The sequence below is a fragment of the Sphingomonas sp. genome (genome assembly GCF_039594485.1).
Taxonomy (GTDB): Bacteria; Pseudomonadota; Alphaproteobacteria; order Sphingomonadales; family Sphingomonadaceae; genus Sphingomonas.
The window spans coordinates 84,134-101,925 of record NZ_JBCNNI010000003.1 but is presented as its reverse complement, the minus strand read 5'-3'; the positions used below and the strand labels follow the sequence as shown (position 1 = coordinate 101,925).

Genomic DNA, 17,792 nt, shown 5'->3' with positions numbered 1-17,792 from the left:
GAAAAATCATGGTCACGGCGCCCGCGCTGGAATTTTCGGCCGATGCCGTCCCGACCGTCCATCATATCGGCCATGAGCGCGAGCCGGTCGTTATCCTGGACGGTGCGACCGGATGGGTGGAGCACCTGCGCGATTTCGCCGCGACGCGATCCGCCTTCGTCCCCGCCAGCCGGGTGGATAGCGGCTATCCTGGGCTGCTTGGTCCTGCGCCGGTGGCCTATGTCGGTGCGATGGTGCGCCGCGTCCTGCCACTGATCGCGAGATATTTTACCGGCGTACCCGTGCATCCGGTCCGCGCGCGGGGCAATTTTTCCTTGGTCACAGCCGATCCCAGTTCCCTCCGTGAGGAGCAACGCGTGCCGCATGTCGACACCGCCGACGCGCTGCAATTCGCCACCGTCCATTTCCTGTCCGCCAACAATGAAGACGGCACCGCCTTTTTCCGGCATCGCGCCACCGGCTTTGAGACATTGGATGCCGAACGCCTGTCGCAATACCATGCGGCACGCCTGAGCGATCCGCCACCGTCCGCCGGCTACTGCACCGATGGCGACGCCGCATTCGAGGTGATCGACGTTATCGCCGCTCGGCCCGACCGGCTGCTCCTCTACCGCGCGAACCTGCTGCATTCCGGGTGGATCACCCGCCTTCCCGCTCAGGCTGCGGATCCCAGATCGGGGCGGCTGACCGGCAATCTGTTCCTGCAATGCCGGCTTGCGGCATGAGCGACAACGCGCCGATCGACCGGATCGCGATCATCGGTGGGGGTACCGCCGGGTGGATGGCGGCGGCCGCGCTCGCCCGCGTGCTGGGACCGCACGGCCCGGCGATCACCCTTGTCGAATCCGAGGAGATCGGCACAGTCGGCGTCGGCGAGGCGACCATCCCGCCGATCCAGGCGTTCAACGCACTGCTCGGCATCGACGAAGACGACTTTGTCCGCGCGACAAAGGGCACGTTCAAGCTGGGGATCGAGTTCGTCGACTGGCGGCGCCACGGCCATCGCTATTTCCATCCCTTTGGCGTCTACGGCATCGACAAGGGCGCCATCCCTTTCGAGGCGATGTGGCAGCGACTGCGGCTAGCAGGCGAGGCGCTACCGCTCGAGGCCTACTCGATCTGTGCGTCCGCCGCGCGGGCGGGGCGGTTCATGCGGCCCCAGCCGGGCAACACACCGCTCGCGCATATCGGCTATGCCTTTCACTTCGACGCAGCGCTCTATGCTCGTTTCCTGCGTGGCCATGCCGAGGCCGCCGGCGTTCACCGCGAGGAGGGCCGCGTCGTCTCGGTCCAGCGCGCTGGACCGCGTGACTTTATCGAGGCGGTGGTCCTGACCGATGGCCGCCGGATCGCCGCCGACCTCTTCATCGACTGTTCGGGCTTCCGCGGCCTGCTGATCGAGGACGCAATGGGTGCCGGGTTCGAGGATTGGGGTCATTGGCTCCCCAATGACCGGGCGGTCGCGGTGCCCACCGCCAATGTCGGGCCACCGACACCCTTCACCCGCTCGACCGCACACGGTGCTGGGTGGCAATGGCGCATCCCACTTCAGCATCGCACCGGCAATGGCCTGGTCTATGCCAGTCGTCATCTGTCCGATGACGAGGCCGTCGCGACGCTGCTGACCCATCTCGACGGCGTGCCGCTGACCGATCCGCGTCCGCTGCGTTTCCGCACCGGACGGCGCGACCGGTTCTGGATCGGCAACTGCATCGCCTTGGGATTGGCCGGAGGCTTTCTGGAGCCGTTGGAGTCGACCAGCATCCACCTGATCCAGGCGGGGATCGCGCGCCTGCTGGAGATGCTGCCCACCCAGGCGTTCGAGCCAGCGGACACCCGCCGCTACAACCGGCTGATGGCGGCGGAGTTCGACAGCGTCCGCGACTTCCTGATTCTGCATTTCCATGTGACCGAGCGACGCGACACCGCCTATTGGTGCGAACTGGCGAACATGGACATTCCCGACACACTGGCCGAGCGGCTGGCGATCTACGCCCGCACGGGTCGCGTCTATCGCGAAGCGGACGAGCTGTTCACCAAGACCAGTTGGCTGGCGGTGATGGACGGACAGGGGCTGGTCGCCAGCGGCCATGATCCGCTGGCAAAGGGTATGCCAATGGACGAACTACGCGCGCGGCTGGAACGGATCGCGGCGGTGACGCAGGCCGCGCCCGGGCACATGCCCGCCCATGCAGACTTCATCGCACGCCACTGCTCCGCGCGGAACTGATCCGAGCAGAACACCCGGCAGACCCCTCCGGGGTACAGCCGCGCCCGCCGGCGCGCGCCATGCCCTATATCGATGTTCGGTCATACGCGACCGACCGGGTGGGCTATCGTCAGTAAGAAAGCGAAAATCATGCTCTGAAACACCAAGCTCGGTGTCGTCGCACTGTGCGTCGCGACACCGGCCCCGCTCAGGTCGCGCCTGCAGCCCTCGGCCTGCCGCCCCTCCCCTATGCCGCCGCCGTGCTGGAGCCAGGATAGATCGCCTAACGAGGACGATCCATAATGGCCGTCATCACTAGGCCTATGCCGACGCGCTCAAGGCAAGGATGCAAGGAAGTCGCCGCTGATCGAAGTCGCTAGGCCACGTCTCGTTCGAACGGGCGGCTTGGGTGTGGAAGGCATCGGCAGCCTTGATCGCGACATGGGCCTGGCTGGCGATCAGATCGTGAACCTTCGTGCAGCCAGTAGATCGTCGCTTACCGGAGCCAGCCACGGAATTTTCCCTTTCCTCACTGGTCCTGCCAGGCGCGCGACAGGTATGGATCGCCTATCTGGCGAAGAGCGTCGTTCATGCCCTCACGCCAGCAGGAGGAGTGGCGGATGGCCCACTTCGCCTCCGATAGGCTGACGTTAGACGCCCCGCAGATCGCCATCACCGCCCGGTCGATCCGGGCGAGCGACCGCCGCGCTGCTGCCGGGGTGTTCGACTGAAGCTCGGTGCGCCGGAGGGCAACGGCGTAGCGATCTGGGCCGATCTTCACTTCCTGCGCCACGCAGGGCGCGGAGAGGATTAGCAACGAGACAGTCAAAACAATGCGGTTCTTCATAACGACCTCCATGGGAGGCCTGTTGCACACAAAGCTGCTGACCATGCCAGAGACAGATCGGGACGGTTTTACAAAACTGTATTGGTCACATGAGCAGTACGATGGCTAGGTGATACCGGCCTAGTGGTGGAGAAAACCCTATGTCGGGAAGGGTTATTGCTTTGCTCTGGAAGAGGTGGCGGCGCGCGCGCATAGCGGCACCAGGCAGAGAAGCACCGTCAGCAACCAGAAGGCCCCGTTGAGGCCGATCCCTTGGGCGACGAAGCCGATTCCAGCAGGCCCGGCGAGGATACCGGCATAGCCGACCGTCGTGACGGCAGCGATCGCCAGGCCGCTGGGCATTACGGTCTGCGCGCCGGCCTGGCGGAACAGGACGGGGACGGTGTTCGAGGCACCGAAACCGATCAACAGGAACCCCAACAACGCGAGCGGCGCGACCGAAGCCGTCAGCATGACGGCATAGCCGATGACGGCGAGCAAGCCGCCCCACGCCATTGTACGCCGATCGCCCAGCCTCGCGACCACGGCATCCCCGGTCAGCCGCCCAACGGTCATCGCGACGGCGAACACGCTGTAGCCCAGCCCCGCCTGCGTGACGGGCAGCAGCCCCTTGCCGCTCAGCAGCAGCGCGCCCCAGTCGAGCATCGCGCCTTCGGCGAGAAAGGTGATCGCGGCGAGGCCGGCCAGAACGACGACAATCCCGCGAGGCAATACGAACAATGGGACTTCGCTGGCCTGGGGCGTTGCGATCAGCCTCGGTGAGGCGATGGCCAGCGCCGCGATCATCAGCGCCGACGCGACGATCGCGCCCGCGACCGGACTGACCTTGCTGGACAGGACGATGGTCAGCAACGTCGAACCGATGAAGCCGCCGACACTGAACAGTCCGTGGAAGCTGGACATGAGTGGCCGGCCGGCACGCTTCTCCACCTCGACCGCATGCACGTTCATGCCGACTTCGATGACACCGAGAAATCCACCGAAAAGCAGCAGGGCAACGGCCATCGTCGGCACGGTCGGGGCAAAGGCAAGGAGCGGCAACAGCAACGACTGCCCGACGCCACCGACCAGGATCGCCGGCCGCGCGCCGAATTTCGAGGTCAAGGGACCCGCCAACTGCATCGCGCCAATCGATCCGAGGCCGAGACACAGCAACAACAGGCCAAGCGCCGCGTCATCGATCATCAGCCTTTCCTTGGCGAGCGGAACCAGCGGCGCCCAACAGGCCAGGCCAAATCCGGAAACGAGAAAGGCGAGCCGGGTGGCGAGATGCGATGCGGCGCCGGACTGGGACATGATGATGGCTCCGGAGATTGGGATCGATGCGCGGCCTAGACCCTGGCGCGAATGATGGTCGCGCCGGCGCTCGCCAGTTCACGCTCCGCATCAGGGGAAGCGTCATGCTCGACGATGATCCGATCGACGGCATCGACGGGCGCGATACGCTGGGGCGCACACAGACCCAGCTTTTCGTTGGTCGCGAGCACGATCGCCCCGCTGCTGCGCGCGAGCAACGCCCGTTTGAAGTCTGCGTCAGCCGTCTCGAACGCGCTGAGCCCGCCCCGGGCGGAGAGCGCACAGGCACCGAGCACGCACAGGTCGATGTTGAGCCGGGCGACCGCCTTCAAAGCGGTGCCGTCAATCGCCCCGCCAATCACGCGGTCGACCGCGCCCCCGATCATCATGAGATCGATATCATCGCGCTTTTGAAGCAACGCCGCGATCGCGATTGATCCGGTCGCAACCAAAAGATCATAGCCCTGCGGAAGCCTCTCGGCCACGGCAAGATTTGTACTGCCATTGTCGAGGAAGACCGTGCTGCCTTTCTCGATCGATGCGACGGCCATGCTCGCCAGCGCACGCTTGCGCGACACACCCTCTTCGAACCGCTGTGCGATAGGCACCAAACCCTGACTGAGCGGCAACGCCCCGCCATAGACGCGCCGACAAAGCCCTTCTGCAGCGAGGCTTCGCAAGTCCCGCCGAATTGCGTCTTCGGACAGGCCGAACTCTTCGGCCAGCGCACCGGACCGGACCGGCTCGCCGGCCGAAAGCCGTGCTAGAATCGCATCGCGGCGATTGGAGGGGAGGCCTGATGTCATTCCCGCCATCTAGCATCAAATCATGCACAATCAAGATTCATTCGATCACATCGTGCACAAACGCGACATTGGCCCCCGCCACCTCTGCAATCTGGCCGCGCTGTTCCAAGAGCATGATGGCAGCGGGTTTATTGCCACCACGGTCCTGACATGGCTCGGACGGATCGGCCGAAGACGTTCAGCATTACGCCACGCTCGCCATGGCGAAACGGCTTGAAAAGCGCTTCATCGGGGCACCCCGCGCCCGCGTCCTATTCTGCCTTGTTGCACCGCTGACCGACAATGGTGACGAACACGACGATGCGGGCAAACGCCCGCGGCGGAGTTTACGAGGAACGGACCGATATATCCGGCCCCGCGCGGATTTTTCTCTTTTCCCCGCAAGTGGCGTCGTATGAGCGGCTTCAGCCATGCGGCGAGAGCCGCAGGGGCGATCATGGATTGGCGGATACCGCGCGGCGTAACGTAACCGGCACCGATTTATAGGCCGGCGTGCCACTGTCCCTATCGTGATCTTCCAGCGCGATCAGGTGATTTGCCTCGGGATAATAAGCCGCGACCGATCCGCGTGCGATGCTATGCGCAACCGCGACCTGTCTGGCGAGGATCCGATCCGGCCCGGCTACGACATCGACCATGTCGCCATGTTGCAGTCCGGCTTCGGCAAGGTCATCGGCATTGACGAAGACCACGTCCCGCCTTCCCGTGATGCCACGATAGCGGTCATTCTGGCCGTAGATGGTCGTGTTGTACTGATCATGGCTCCGTATCGTCGTCAGGACGAGAGGCGCATCGGCATTGCCGCCAGCGCCATCGGTATCGGGATGGACGATGAAATGCGCCTTCCCATCCGACGTGTTCCAGACGCGGTTCGAGGGCCCAACGGTCAGACGAAAGCCATGCTTCTGCCGGACCCGCGCGTTGAAGTCCGCAAAGTCGGGAAACACCTCCGCGATCTTGTCGCGGATGCGGTCGTAATCAGCGACCATCGCGCCCCAGTCTATTTCAGCCTCGCCCAGCGTCGCCACGGCCAGCCCCGCTACGATCGCGGGTTCGGACAGCAGACCCTCCGCCGCAGGCTTCAACCGCCCGCGTGAGGCATGGACCATCGACATGGAGTCCTCGACCGTCACGAACTGCGCGCCGCTTGCCTGCATGTCCTGCTCGGTGCGCCCCAAGCAGGGGATGACCAGCGTTTCCTTCGCCTGGAGCAGGCAGGTCCGGTTGAACTTGGTGACGATGGTGACGGACAGGTCCATCTTGCGGAACGCCGAGAAACACGCCTCGGGGTCGGGCATCGCCACCGCCAGGTTGCCGCCCAGCGACAGGATCGCGCGCGAGCGCCCATCGCGCATCGCCTTCAGTGCCTCGACCGCATTATGGCCATGACGGCGCGGGCTGCGGATGCCGAAGGCCTTGTCCAGCCGTGCGAGGAACGCCTCGGTCGGCAGTTCGGTGATGCCGACGGTCCGGTCGCCCTGCACATTGCTGTGCCCCCGCAGAGGACAGATGCCCGCGCCCGGACGCCCGAAATTGCCGCGCAGGAGCAGCAGGTTGGCGATCTGCTGCACGTTGCGCGTGCCATGGCGATGCTGGGTGATGCCCATGCCATAGCAGATGATCACCCGCTCGGCCCGCGCATAGATATCCGCCATGCTCTCGATCTCGCCGCGCGGCAGGCCGGAGCGGCGTTCGATCTCCGCCCAGTCGGTCGCGGCGATATCGGCGGCCAACGCGTCGAAGCCGGTGGTGTGCTCGGCGATGAACGCGCGGTCGAGCACCCCTGCCCCGCCCGCCGCCAGATCGGCGGCATCCATAGCGAACAGCGCCTTCATCATGCCCTTCAGCATCGCCATGTCACCGCCGACCCGCACCTGATGATAGGCCGAGGCGAGCGGCACGCCGCCGGGTCGCACCATGTCGCCGACATGCTGGGGCGACTGGAACCGCTCCAGCCCGCGTTCCTTCATCGGATTGGCGACGATGATCGCCGCGCCGCGCTTCGCCGCATCGCGCAGCGACGACAACATGCGCGGATGGTTGGTGCCGGGATTGTGCCCGATGCAGAAGATCGCATCGGCCTGTTCGAAATCCTCGAGCGTCACCGTGCCCTTGCCGATGCCGATCGACTGGGGCAGCCCTGTGCTTGTCGCCTCATGGCACATGTTCGAACAGTCGGGGAAATTGTTGGTCCCGAACGCCCGCACATAAAGCTGCCACAGGAACGCCGCCTCATTGGAGGTGCGGCCCGAGGCATAGAATTCCGCCTGATCGGGGTGATCGAGCCGGTTGAGCGCCTCACCCGCCAGACGAAACGCCTCGTCATAGCCGATCACCTCATAATGATCGGTCGCCAGATTGTAGCGTAGCGGATCGGTCAACCGCCCCGCATCCTCCAGGTCATGGTCGCTCCATGTCCACAACTCGCTGGCGGAATGGCGGGCAAAGAAATCGGGATCGACCCGCTTGGCGGTCGCTTCCCAGGTCACCGCCTTGGCGCCATTCTCACAGAATTCGAAGGACGAGCTTTCGCGCGGGTCGGGCCAGGCGCAGCCCGGACAGTCGAACCCGTCAGGCTGGTTGACCGACAGCAGCGCCCGCGCGTCCGCCATCTGCGCACGCACCGCCCCTGCGACGGCACGCAACGCGCCCCAGCCGCCCGCCGGTCCCCCATAGTCCTTTACGCCGTCGATGCGTCCGTCCGTCACCCTCAATCCTTCACACTATCAGGCTTCGTCCTCCTCCACGCCAAGCAGCCGCGAAGCGCAGGCGAGGATGTAGCTCTCCTAAATCTCGTCGTCCAGAATGCCGCCCTTGTGAGGTCATCACGACCTTGCCCGAAATCTTCATGCGCATGTCGGGGCAAGCTTCTCCGACCGGGCCTTAACGATCGCCAAGGCGACGCACTCTGCCGGCTGCACCATCGATCCGGTTGACGGAATGCGGAAGGACGCAAACATGGCCCACCATGCTCGAACATGGCAAGGCCAGGGTCATTGAAAATGCCGAAGGTGGTCGAACGACGTCCTCCATGGTCGCCTTTGCCGCGGATGGTGAGGCCATCGCACTACCGCCCCCCGCCGCTGCCCGAACATCCAGCGCACGTCTTGGGCGAGACCGTTGAGTTCGTCGCTCCGATCGAGTTCGTCCTGAAGAACAAATCGAGCCAAGGAGAAGGCCTGCCCGAAGACCGATCGGGCATTGCGGATGAAGGATTTCGAAAAGAAGACCCTGCCGGCGCGCTCATGCGTCGACGTGAAGATTCTCGTTCGGCCGGGAGCAGCACGCCAGAATATAGCCCTCCTCGATCTCATCGTCGAGGATCCCGCCATTATGCTCCATCTGGACCCGGCCCGACCGCTTCATGATCTTGCATGTCCCGCAAAGACCCGACTCGCAGGCGGCCGGGATGCGGACACCGGCCTGGCGTGCGGTTTCCAGCACGGTCTGGCCGGGTTCGCAGGTGGCGGTGACGCCGGAGGCCTCAAAGGTGATCGTGATCGCCTCGCCCAAGTCGGTCCGGGTGGGCGGCACCTGCTCGCTCGGCGCATTCGCCGGGGCCTCGCCAAAGCTTTCCTGATGATAGTGGGCCATGTCGAGCCCGGCGTCGCGCACAATGTCCCCGACCAGGGCCATGAACGCGTCCGGGCCGCAGCAGAAGACCTCCCGCGTCGCCATGTCGGGCACGAGCATCGCCAGCCGTGCCGCGTCCAGGCGGCCGCGATGCCCGCTCCATGTATCGCCCGGCGGATTGTCTCGGACGATCATCGCCAGCGACAGGTTCGGCATCTGCCGGTCGAGCAGTTCCAGCTCACGGCGGAAGATGATGTCCTCGGGCCGCCGTGCGATGGTCACAAAGGCGACATCGCTGTCGGGCGCGCAATCAGCCATCCAGCGCAGCATCGACATCATCGGCGTGATCCCCGACCCCGCCGACACGAACAGGTAGCGCGGGCCCGGATGCGCGACATGCGTGAAATGCCCGGTCGGGCCATAGGCGCGGATGCGCGCGCCGATCCGAAGATGCTGGAACATCCAGCGGGTGCCGACGCTCTCCGCCTGCACCTTCACCGTCACCGCGATCGAGAAGGGGCGCGAGGGCGAGGAGGACAGCGTATAGGTCCGTAACAGCGGACCACCCTCCGCCGGCAGTTCCAGGGTCACGAACTGGCCGGGGCGATAGCGGAACCAGCAATCACGGTCGGAGCGAAAGGTGAAGGTCTTCACCCCCGGCGCCTCGTCGACGATGCCGATCACCTCCAGATGGTGCAGCCGGTCGCTCCATGGCGACATTTCATCCAGATGGAGATGGCCACCCGCCATTATCGGTCTCCCCGCAGGCGGGCGATCACGCGAACCGCCGAACGCGTTCCTGAGCCGATCCGTCGAGCCACGCCTCGACCGAGCGCGCGTACCAGTCGACAAACTGGATCACGCCGCCCTCGTGGAGTTGTGAGTAAGGGCCGGGCTCATAGGCGGGCGAGCGGATGCCGAGCGCATTCTCCTCGACGATGCGACGATCCTGGTCGTTGGTCTGCGTCCAGACATGGGTCAGACGGTCAAGGTCATAGTCGACGCCTTCGACCGCATCCTTATGGACCAGCCATTTCGTCGTCACGGCGGTTTCGTTCGGTCCGATCGGCAAGACGCGGAAAGTGACCGCGTGATCGACCAGAACATGGTTCCAGGTCGTCGGATAATTGAACAGCATCAGTGCGCCGATATGCTGGGCGTTGACCGCATCGGACAGGCCGCGCGCAACCGCCCGCTTTCCGTCCATCGTATAGCTTTCAGCCTCGCGCAGCAGCGGTGCGCGGATCGCGCGGAACTGGCCGCTGTCGTGCATTCGAAACTGCGCGGGCAACCCAGCCGCCTCGCACCGCGCCCAGTGATCCGCCATCTCCGGGTCCTCGCCGCCGCCGGAGACACCGGTCACATTCGGCGATTCCGAATAGGTCTTGCACAATTCGGGGTGGCTACCCGCGCAGTGATAGCATTCGCGATTATTTTCCCAGACGAGCTTCCAGTTGCCCTTTTCGACGATCGTCGCCTGAAAGGCGACCTTCGCATCGACGAGGTTGTGGGGCGCGAAATAGGGGAGCATCAGGTCGCTGAAGGGCGCAAATGCGGGCGGCTCCTCAGCGAGGCAGATGAAGATATAGCCCGCCACGCTCTCGCACGCGACAGGCTTCAGCGAATGCTGGGTGCGGTCGAACCCCTCCCCCATCTGCCGCGCGAAGGCCAGCGAGCCGTCGAGATTGTAGGTCCATTGATGATAGGGACACACCAGCTTGGCCGCGACACCGCGTTCCGCGCTGCACACCCGGCTGCCGCGATGACGGCAGCTATTGTGAAAGGCGCGGATCGAGCCGTCGCGGTCGCGCAGCACGACGATCGGATAGGCGCCGACCTGAAGCGTGAAATAGCTGCCCGGTTTGCTCAACTCGCAATCATGGCCCGCGAACAGCCAGTCGCGATACCAGATCATTTCCAGATCGAGATCGAAAAACGCCTGATCGACATAGAAGGGTTGGGGCAGCGAATAGCCGTCCTTACGGTGGCGGATCAGGTTCAGCATCTCGCTACGCGCGTTCATCTTCCCATCCTTCATCAGGTAACCCCGGCTCCGCCACGCATCGCGACGGCGAAGCCCCATGCCTATTCTTGCCAGGTCGCCGTTACGTGCAACCCGATATTCGCCAATGCGGGCACAGCCTATTCAGCGGTGCTCCGGCTCCAATAGGATGATCGCGTCATCGTGGGCCGCCGATCGCGACACGGCATCATCAGCATTGCAAATGCCATCCCCTGGCGGCCAGGACATTTGAACCTCGACATAGTCGAGGATTCCGTCGATCGGCACGCTCGGCTTGCGCAAGGTGATATGGGCGCTCACCACGGTCGCGAACCGGTCACAGAGCGCGCGCGCGATATCCAGCGCAAGCGATTCGATCAGCAACCGCCGCCGTCCCCGGACCACGCGTTCGATCTCGCGGAAAATCTCGCCATAGTCGACGGTTCCGACGATCGCACGACCGTCCGATGTGACCGAGGCATCGACCACCACCTCCGCATCGACGTGGAAGCGCTGGCCGAGCCTCCCCTCCTCGTCGAACACGCCATGGTGCGCGAAGAAGGAACAATTGTTCAGGCGGATGACATATCTCACGGTTCGGACCGGCGGACGATCAGCTTTTCGGCTTACGGTTTTCGGGGTCGTAGAGCGGGCGATAGCCGACCGATGCGATCTCAACCGGGTAACGCTCGCCGAAATACTCGACCTCCAGCTTGCGTCCTTCCTGGCAGAGCGCCCACGGCAGATAGGCCAGCGCGATATTCTTGCCGATCGAAGGACCATAGGCGATCGACGTGGTATAGGAACGCCGTCCCAGTTCGTCGACCGGGACTTCCCCCGTCTCGGGGTCGATCACCGGCAGGATGCCGACCGGATAGCGCTTCACGCCCTTGGCATCGACATTGTCGGTCATCACCAGCGTACACAGCTTGGCGGGCTGATGCGCGCGCGCGCGATGCTCCAGATGCCTGGCCTTGCCGCGAAAATCCGCCTCCTTCGCCTTGGGACGCGCCAGATCGGCCTCCAGCAGATTGTAATGCGTCAGCAGGTCGGCATTCTGGAGGCGCAGGCTCTTCTCCAGCCGTCGCGAATTGGCATAGGTCTCGACGCCGACCGCGATCACGCCGGTCGAGCGCAGCGCGTCCCACACCGCCAGGCCATCCTCATAGGCCATGTGCAGTTCCCAGCCCTGCTCGCCGACATAGGAGATGCGGAAGGCCATCACGTTCCTGCCCGCGATGCGGACGGTGCGGATCGCGGCGAAGGGGAAATTCTCCAATGACAGCGCCTCGGAGTCCTCGACCACCTTTTGCAGGTTCACCCGTGCGTTCGGCCCCCAGATGCCGACCGTGACATATTTCTTGGTCACGTCGGTCACGGTCACGTCCAGCCCGCGATCCTGCGCGACCCGGCGCATGTAATGGATGTCGCGCGGTCCCGCATCGGCACCGTTCACCAGGCGACAGCGGTCGGCGAGGCGGAAGACGGTGAAGTCGGCGCGAACATTGCCCTCATCATCGAGGAAGTGGGTGTAGACGCCCTTCCCGATCGTCGCATCGCCGCCGATCTTCGCGGCGCACAGCCACTCCATCAACGCGACATGATCAGGCCCCTCGATGTCGGTGATGTGGAAGTGCGAAAGGTTGATCAGCCCGCAATCGGCGCTGAGTTCGAGCTGCTCTGCGTTCGACACGCGCCAGAAATGGCGATTGTCCCACTCATTCTCGCGCACCGGCACCTGGTCGGCATATTTCTCCAGCAGATGCTCGTTCGCGGCATAGCCATGCGCGCGCTCCCAGCCGCCGAGTTCCATGAAATAGCCGCCCAGTTCCTTCTCACGCTCCCAGAAGGGCGAACGACGTATGCCCCGGCCACCCGCAAAGGGCTCGCGCGGATGGACTGGCGGGTTGTAGATCTTGGCAGCCGTTTCGAGGCAACGCTCCTCGATGAACTTGGCCTCAAGCTGGAAGGGGTTGAACCGCGCATAATCGATGCTGGCATGGTCGATCGCGGTGCGGCCGTCGGTCATCCAGTCGGCGATCAGCTTGCCCATGCCGGGGCCGTCCTTCACCCAGATGCCGACCGCATACCATAGGCCCCGCACCTTCTGGCTCTCGCCCATCGACGGACCGCCATCGGTGGTGGTCTGGAGCAGGCCGTTGAACGAATGGCTTTCATTATAGCCCAACTCGCCCAGGATCGGGGTCAGCTCGATCGCGCGCTCCAGCGGTTCGAGCACCTGCTCCATCTCCAGGTCACGCTGCGACGGCGACAGGCGGGCCTGTTCCTTTTCCAGCAGGTCGCGCGGATGGACGAGGCGGGGCGCATGTTCCTCATAATAGCCCCATTCGATCTGGCCGCCCTCGGTCGTCCTGGGATCGCCGGTGTCGCGCATATAGGCGGAGTTGCCCTGGTCGCGCAGCAGCGGATAACCGATGTCCTTACCCGTCCCCTCAAACTCCTTGTACGGCCCGAAAAAGGTCAGCGGATGGTCGACCGGGAAGACCGGCAGATCCTCGCCCGCCATCTCCGCGATCAGGCGGCCCCACAGGCCGGTGCAGACCACGACATAATCGGCCATGATCGTACCGCGCGTGGTCTCCACTCCCTTGATGCGCCCCTCCTCGATGACCAGCGACAGGGCCGAGGTATTGGCGAAGACCGACAGCTTGCCCGCATCGACCGCCTGGTCGACCAGCTTGCCCGCCACCGTCTGCGACCGGGGCACGACCAGACCGGCATCGGGATCCCACAGACCGCCCTGCACCAGGCTTTCCTCGATCAGCGGGAACTTCGCCTTGATCGTCGCGGGATCGACCAGTTCCGCGCGGGTGCCGAACGCCTTGCCCGAGGCGACCTTGCGGCGGATCTCGTCCATCCGCTGATCGTCGCCGACCCGCGCGACCTCCAGCCCGCCGATCCGCGAATAATGGCCCATCTTCTCGAAGAAATCGATCGAGTAGAGCGTCGTCCATGTCGACAGATAATCATGGCTGGTCGCATAGCAGAAGTCGGACGCGTGCGCGGTCGATCCGATGTCGGTCGGCACGCCGGACTTGTCGATGCCGACGATATCGTCCCAGCCGCGTTCGACCAGATGGTGGACGATCGACGCGCCCACGATGCCGCCGACGCCGACGATCACCACACGGGCTTTTTCGGGAAGGGCAGCCATTCTCTATTCCTCTCGGTAAAGGGTCGTCGCAAGGATCATGTCGGTCATCGGCCCGGCGCTCACGGCGCGAAGACCACGGTGCGGTGGCTGTTCAGCATCACCCGCCCCTCGAGATGATATTTGACCGCGCGCGCCAGGACGCGGGATTCGATGTCGCGACCGGCGGCGACGAAATCCTCGCTGGTCATCATGTGGCTGACGCGTTCGGTCTCCTGTTCGATGATCGGCCCCTCGTCCAGGTCGGGCGTGACATAGTGCGCGGTCGCACCGATCAGCTTCACCCCGCGCTCGTGCGCCTGGTGATAGGGCTTGGCGCCCTTGAAGCTCGGCAGGAAGGAATGGTGGATGTTGATGACCCGGCCATACAGCCGCTCGGACAGTTCGTTGGAGAGCACCTGCATATAGCGGGCGAGCACGACCAGTTCGGCGCCGGTCTGCTCGACCAGATCGAGCAGCTTCGCTTCCTGCTCGGCCTTGTTCTCCTTGGTGACCGGCCAGTGATGGAAGGGAACGCCCTCGATCGCGGCGGCGGCGCTGGCGGCATCGTGATTGGACACGATCGCCACCACCTCCGCATTCAGCCAGCGCACTTTGATCTGGTACAGCAGATGATGCATCGCATGATCGAACTTCGAGACCATGATGATGATCTTCGGACGCTGGGCCATGTCGACGACCGACAGGTCCAGGTCGAACCGCTCGACCGCCGGTCGCAGCACCTCCACGATCGCGTCACGCGTCACATCGGTCGACAAGGTGACCGCGATACGGAGGAAGAAATGGTCGGCCTGCCGGTCCCAGAACTGGTTGGACTCCAGGATATTGGCGCCCAGTCCGGCCAGCGCGGTGGTGACGGCGGCGACGATGCCGGGCTGATCCTTGCAACCCAGCCGAATGACATAGGACTTCTCGGTCATGGAAAGGCTTTCGATAGGGATCAGAGCTGGCGTTCGAGTTCGGGCAGAACCTCGAACAGATCGCCGACCAGGCCGTAATCGGCGACCTGGAAGATCGGCGCATCCTCGTCCTTGTTGATCGCGACGATCACCTTGGCGTCCTTCATCCCCGCCAGATGCTGGATCGCGCCGGAGATGCCGCAGGCGACATAGAGGTCGGGGGCGACGACCTTGCCGGTCTGCCCGACCTGCCAGTCATTGGGCGCGTAACCGGCATCGACCGCCGCGCGCGACGCGCCGACCGCCGCGCCCAGCCGGTCGGCCAGCGGCAGGATCGTCTCGCGGAACTTCTCCGCCGATCCCAGCGCGCGGCCGCCCGACACGACGATCCGGGCGGAGGCGAGATCGGGCCGCTCGCTCGCGGCGAAGCGGTTCTCGACGAAGATCGAGAGATCGGGCGTATCGGCCATGTCAACCGTGACGATCTCGGCCGCGTCATCCCGCGACCCCGCTGGCGCGAAGGCCGCCGTGCGGACCGTCACCACCTTGATCCGATCGGCCGAGCGCACGGTCTGCACCGCATTGCCCGCATAGATTGGTCGCTTGAAGGTGTCGGGCGCGACGACCGCGACGATCTCCGACACCTGCATGACGTCCAGCAGCGCGGCGACCCGCGGCAGGATGCTCTTGCCGTTGCTGCTCGCCGGGGCGACGATCGCGTCATAGCCGCTGGCCAGCGACAGGATCAGCGCGGCACTCGGTTCCGCCAGCCGGTGTTCGAGTGCCGTCGCTTCGGCCAGCAGCACCCGCCGCACCCCGACCAGTCGGGCGGCGGCCTGAGCCGCATCTTTCGCCGACAGCCCCGCCACCAGCACGTCCACCTCGCCGCCCATCGCCGATGCGGCGGTCAGCGCGCGGGCGGTCAGTTCGGAAAGATGCGTATTATCGTGTTCGGCCAACAGAAGAATGGACATCGCTCTTGCTCCCACTCGCGATCAGAAGACGCCGGCCGCTTCCTTGAGCTTGCCGGCCAGTTCGGCCGCCGATCCGACCCGCACGCCCGCCTGGCGAACCGTCGGTTCCTCGGTCGCCACCACCGTCAGGCGAGGGCCGATGTCGACCCCCAGGCTCTCGGCGGCCAAGTCCTCCAGCGGCTTCTTCTTGGCCTTCATGATGTTGGGCAGCGAGGCATAGCGCGGCTCGTTAAGGCGCAGGTCGACCGATATGACGGCGGGCAAGCGGGCCCGGATGACCTGAAGCCCCCCATCGACCTCGCGCGTCACCACCGCCGCCCCATCCGCGACCGCGATATGCGACGCGAAGGTCGCCTGCGACCAGCCCAGCAGGGCCGACAGCATCTGCCCGGTCTGGTTGGCATCATCGTCGATCGCCTGCTTGCCGAGCAGGATCAATTCAGGGCTCTCGCGCTCGGCGATCCGTTTCAGCAGTTTCGCGACCGCCAGCGGCTCCGGCGGTGTCTCGGTGCGGACCAGGATGGCACGGTCCGCGCCGATCGCGAGCGCATTGCGCAGCACGTCCTGCGCCTGGGCCGGGCCGATCGACACCACGACGATCTCGGTGGCGATGCCAGCCTCCTTCAGCCGGACCGCTTCCTCGACCGCGATCTCGTCGAACGGGTTCATCGCCATCTTCACATTGGCCAGGTCGACACCCGATCCGTCGTTCCTGACGCGAATCTTCACATTGTGATCGACCACGCGCTTGACGGGCACCAAGACTTTCATACCGCCGCTCCCCCACTAGGCACGACACCGTCGATGCAGATTTTGCCTTGAACATCAGTAGGTTTGCGACAAGCACCGCCGAGGCGGAAAGGATAATTGCGTCAGAACACCACAAACTCTACGACATGTGACACATCATCGTCGCAAAATAGGGAGACGTGTCTGGAGATGTCCCGATCAGCGCTGGATGCGTCGCTTCGTCGCCGGGCCGCAGGGCTTCGCCTGTCGGTGGGTTTCATTCTCGCCCGGCGCTTCACATTATGCGCCTTCGCCAATTTCGTCGACGTGCTGCGACTTGCTGCGGACGAGGGCGACCGCAGCCGCCCCATCGCCTGCGACTGGAAGGTCATATCGGACTGCTCCGCGCCGATCCCCTCCAGTTCCGGCATCACCATCCGGCCCGACGAACAGCTCGGCGATCCGACCCGGTTCGATTATATCGTCGTGGTCGGCGGCCTGATCCACGAGATCGAAGGGTTCGACAGCGAATACACCGCCTATCTGCGCAAGGCCGCGGCTTTGGGCATTCCTCTGGTCGGCGTATGCACGGGGGCTTTCCTGCTCCACGGCGCGGGGCTGCTCAACGGGTATAAATGCTGCGTAAGCTGGTTTCATCACCGCGATTTTCTGGAGCAGTTCGACGGTCTCGACCCGGTATCCGACCGGATCTTCATCGTCGATCGCGATCGACTGACCTGTTCGGGCGGCGCGAGTTCGGCGCATCTGGCCGCCTATCTGGTCGACCGGCATGTCGGCCGCGCGCAGGCGAGCAAGAGCCTGCACATCATGATCATCGACGAAGCGCTGGGTAGCGAAAAGGCGCAGCCGGGCGCGATGCTGAACTATCGCACCGACGACCCGATCGTCCTGCGCGCGCTGATGATCACGCAACAGAATATCGACATGCCCCTGACGGTCGCCGACATCGCGCAGCGTATGGGGAAGAGCAAGAGGCAGCTCGAACGCCGGTTCAAGACGGCACTGGGCGTATCGCCGCAGGTCGCGTTCATGGATGTGCGCCTGTCACTGGCGCACCATATCCTTCAGACCACCGACAAGTCGATCACGACGATCGCGGTCGAATGCGGCTTCTGCGATTCCTCACATATGAGCCGGATGTTCCGGCGCCGCTTCGGCCAGTCGCCATTGGAAGCGCGTGCATCGCTATCCGGCGTACATCGGCTGGGGACAAGCGAACTGGCGACGGCCGACGCGACCTGAGATCGATCGACAGCCCCTGATC

14 protein-coding genes and 1 pseudogene are annotated in these 17,792 nt (G+C 64.5%); 4 read left to right on the top strand and 11 right to left on the bottom strand.

Annotation, left to right across the window (positions count from 1 at the left end; translation table 11 throughout):
- Nucleotides 1-8: 8 nt before the first annotated feature.
- Together ABDV78_RS02110 and ABDV78_RS02105 are read left to right on the top strand one after the other, a co-directional pair.
- Complete coding sequence (locus tag ABDV78_RS02110; protein WP_343525534.1) at nucleotides 9-725, top strand: DUF6445 family protein; 717 nt, start codon at nucleotides 9-11, stop codon at nucleotides 723-725.
- Nucleotides 722-2,230, top strand: a complete 1,509-nt coding sequence (locus tag ABDV78_RS02105; protein WP_343525533.1) for a tryptophan halogenase family protein — start codon at nucleotides 722-724, stop codon at nucleotides 2,228-2,230. Before ABDV78_RS02110 ends, ABDV78_RS02105 begins: the two co-directional genes overlap by 4 nt.
- 508 nt (nucleotides 2,231-2,738) lie before the next feature.
- Here the strand turns inward: ABDV78_RS02105 and ABDV78_RS02100 are convergent.
- The 4 genes from ABDV78_RS02100 to ABDV78_RS02085 form a co-directional block, all read right to left on the bottom strand.
- Nucleotides 2,739-3,056 (bottom strand): UrcA family protein, encoded by a 318-nt coding sequence (locus tag ABDV78_RS02100; protein ID WP_343525532.1) that lies wholly within the window; start codon nucleotides 3,054-3,056, stop codon nucleotides 2,739-2,741.
- Between the two features lie 153 nt (nucleotides 3,057-3,209).
- Nucleotides 3,210-4,352, bottom strand: coding sequence for an MFS transporter (locus ABDV78_RS02095; protein WP_343525531.1), 1,143 nt, complete (start codon nucleotides 4,350-4,352; stop codon nucleotides 3,210-3,212).
- A gap of 35 nt (nucleotides 4,353-4,387) precedes the next feature.
- A complete protein-coding gene (locus ABDV78_RS02090) occupies nucleotides 4,388-4,960 on the bottom strand; it encodes a DeoR/GlpR family DNA-binding transcription regulator (RefSeq protein WP_343525530.1) in 573 nt (190 codons plus the stop codon).
- Between the two features lie 632 nt (nucleotides 4,961-5,592).
- The gene (locus ABDV78_RS02085; RefSeq protein ID WP_343525529.1) at nucleotides 5,593-7,866 is read right to left on the bottom strand and encodes an FdhF/YdeP family oxidoreductase; all 2,274 of its coding nucleotides are present in this window, start codon (nucleotides 7,864-7,866) and stop codon (nucleotides 5,593-5,595) included.
- Between the two features lie 260 nt (nucleotides 7,867-8,126).
- Here ABDV78_RS02085 and ABDV78_RS02080 point away from each other — a divergent pair.
- Nucleotides 8,127-8,222 (top strand): annotated as a pseudogene (locus ABDV78_RS02080) (Hsp70 family protein); the annotation flags it as partial.
- Between the two features lie 179 nt (nucleotides 8,223-8,401).
- On the opposite strand, the gene ABDV78_RS02075 reads toward ABDV78_RS02080, so the two are convergent.
- The 7 genes from ABDV78_RS02075 to ABDV78_RS02045 all read right to left on the bottom strand — a co-directional run bounded on the left by ABDV78_RS02075 (nucleotide 8,402) and on the right by ABDV78_RS02045 (nucleotide 16,549).
- Nucleotides 8,402-9,481 carry a hybrid-cluster NAD(P)-dependent oxidoreductase gene (locus tag ABDV78_RS02075; protein ID WP_343525528.1) on the bottom strand — a complete coding sequence of 360 codons (1,080 nt, stop codon included), beginning with the start codon at nucleotides 9,479-9,481 and terminating at the stop codon, nucleotides 8,402-8,404.
- Nucleotides 9,482-9,506: 25 nt separating this feature from the next.
- Entirely contained in the window at nucleotides 9,507-10,754 is a 1,248-nt protein-coding gene (locus tag ABDV78_RS02070) for an aromatic ring-hydroxylating dioxygenase subunit alpha (protein WP_343525526.1), read from the bottom strand.
- 123 nt (nucleotides 10,755-10,877) lie between these two features.
- Nucleotides 10,878-11,327 (bottom strand): dihydroneopterin aldolase, encoded by a 450-nt coding sequence (folB, locus tag ABDV78_RS02065; RefSeq protein WP_343525525.1) that lies wholly within the window; start codon nucleotides 11,325-11,327, stop codon nucleotides 10,878-10,880.
- 19 nt (nucleotides 11,328-11,346) lie between these two features.
- Nucleotides 11,347-13,908, bottom strand: a complete 2,562-nt coding sequence (locus ABDV78_RS02060) for an FAD-dependent oxidoreductase (RefSeq protein ID WP_343525524.1) — start codon at nucleotides 13,906-13,908, stop codon at nucleotides 11,347-11,349.
- Between the two features lie 59 nt (nucleotides 13,909-13,967).
- On the bottom strand, nucleotides 13,968-14,825 hold the full coding sequence (purU, locus tag ABDV78_RS02055) for a formyltetrahydrofolate deformylase (protein WP_343525523.1): 858 nt from the start codon (nucleotides 14,823-14,825) through the stop codon (nucleotides 13,968-13,970).
- Between the two features lie 20 nt (nucleotides 14,826-14,845).
- The gene (locus ABDV78_RS02050; RefSeq protein WP_343525522.1) at nucleotides 14,846-15,778 is read right to left on the bottom strand and encodes an electron transfer flavoprotein subunit alpha/FixB family protein; all 933 of its coding nucleotides are present in this window, start codon (nucleotides 15,776-15,778) and stop codon (nucleotides 14,846-14,848) included.
- 21 nt (nucleotides 15,779-15,799) lie between these two features.
- Nucleotides 15,800-16,549: an electron transfer flavoprotein subunit beta/FixA family protein gene (locus ABDV78_RS02045; RefSeq protein WP_343525520.1), complete on the bottom strand. Its 750-nt coding sequence runs from the start codon at nucleotides 16,547-16,549 to the stop codon at nucleotides 15,800-15,802.
- A gap of 168 nt (nucleotides 16,550-16,717) precedes the next feature.
- Here ABDV78_RS02045 and ABDV78_RS02040 point away from each other — a divergent pair, with 168 nt between their 5' ends.
- Nucleotides 16,718-17,770, top strand: coding sequence for a GlxA family transcriptional regulator (locus ABDV78_RS02040; RefSeq protein ID WP_343525519.1), 1,053 nt, complete (start codon nucleotides 16,718-16,720; stop codon nucleotides 17,768-17,770).
- Nucleotides 17,771-17,792 lie beyond the last annotated feature (22 nt).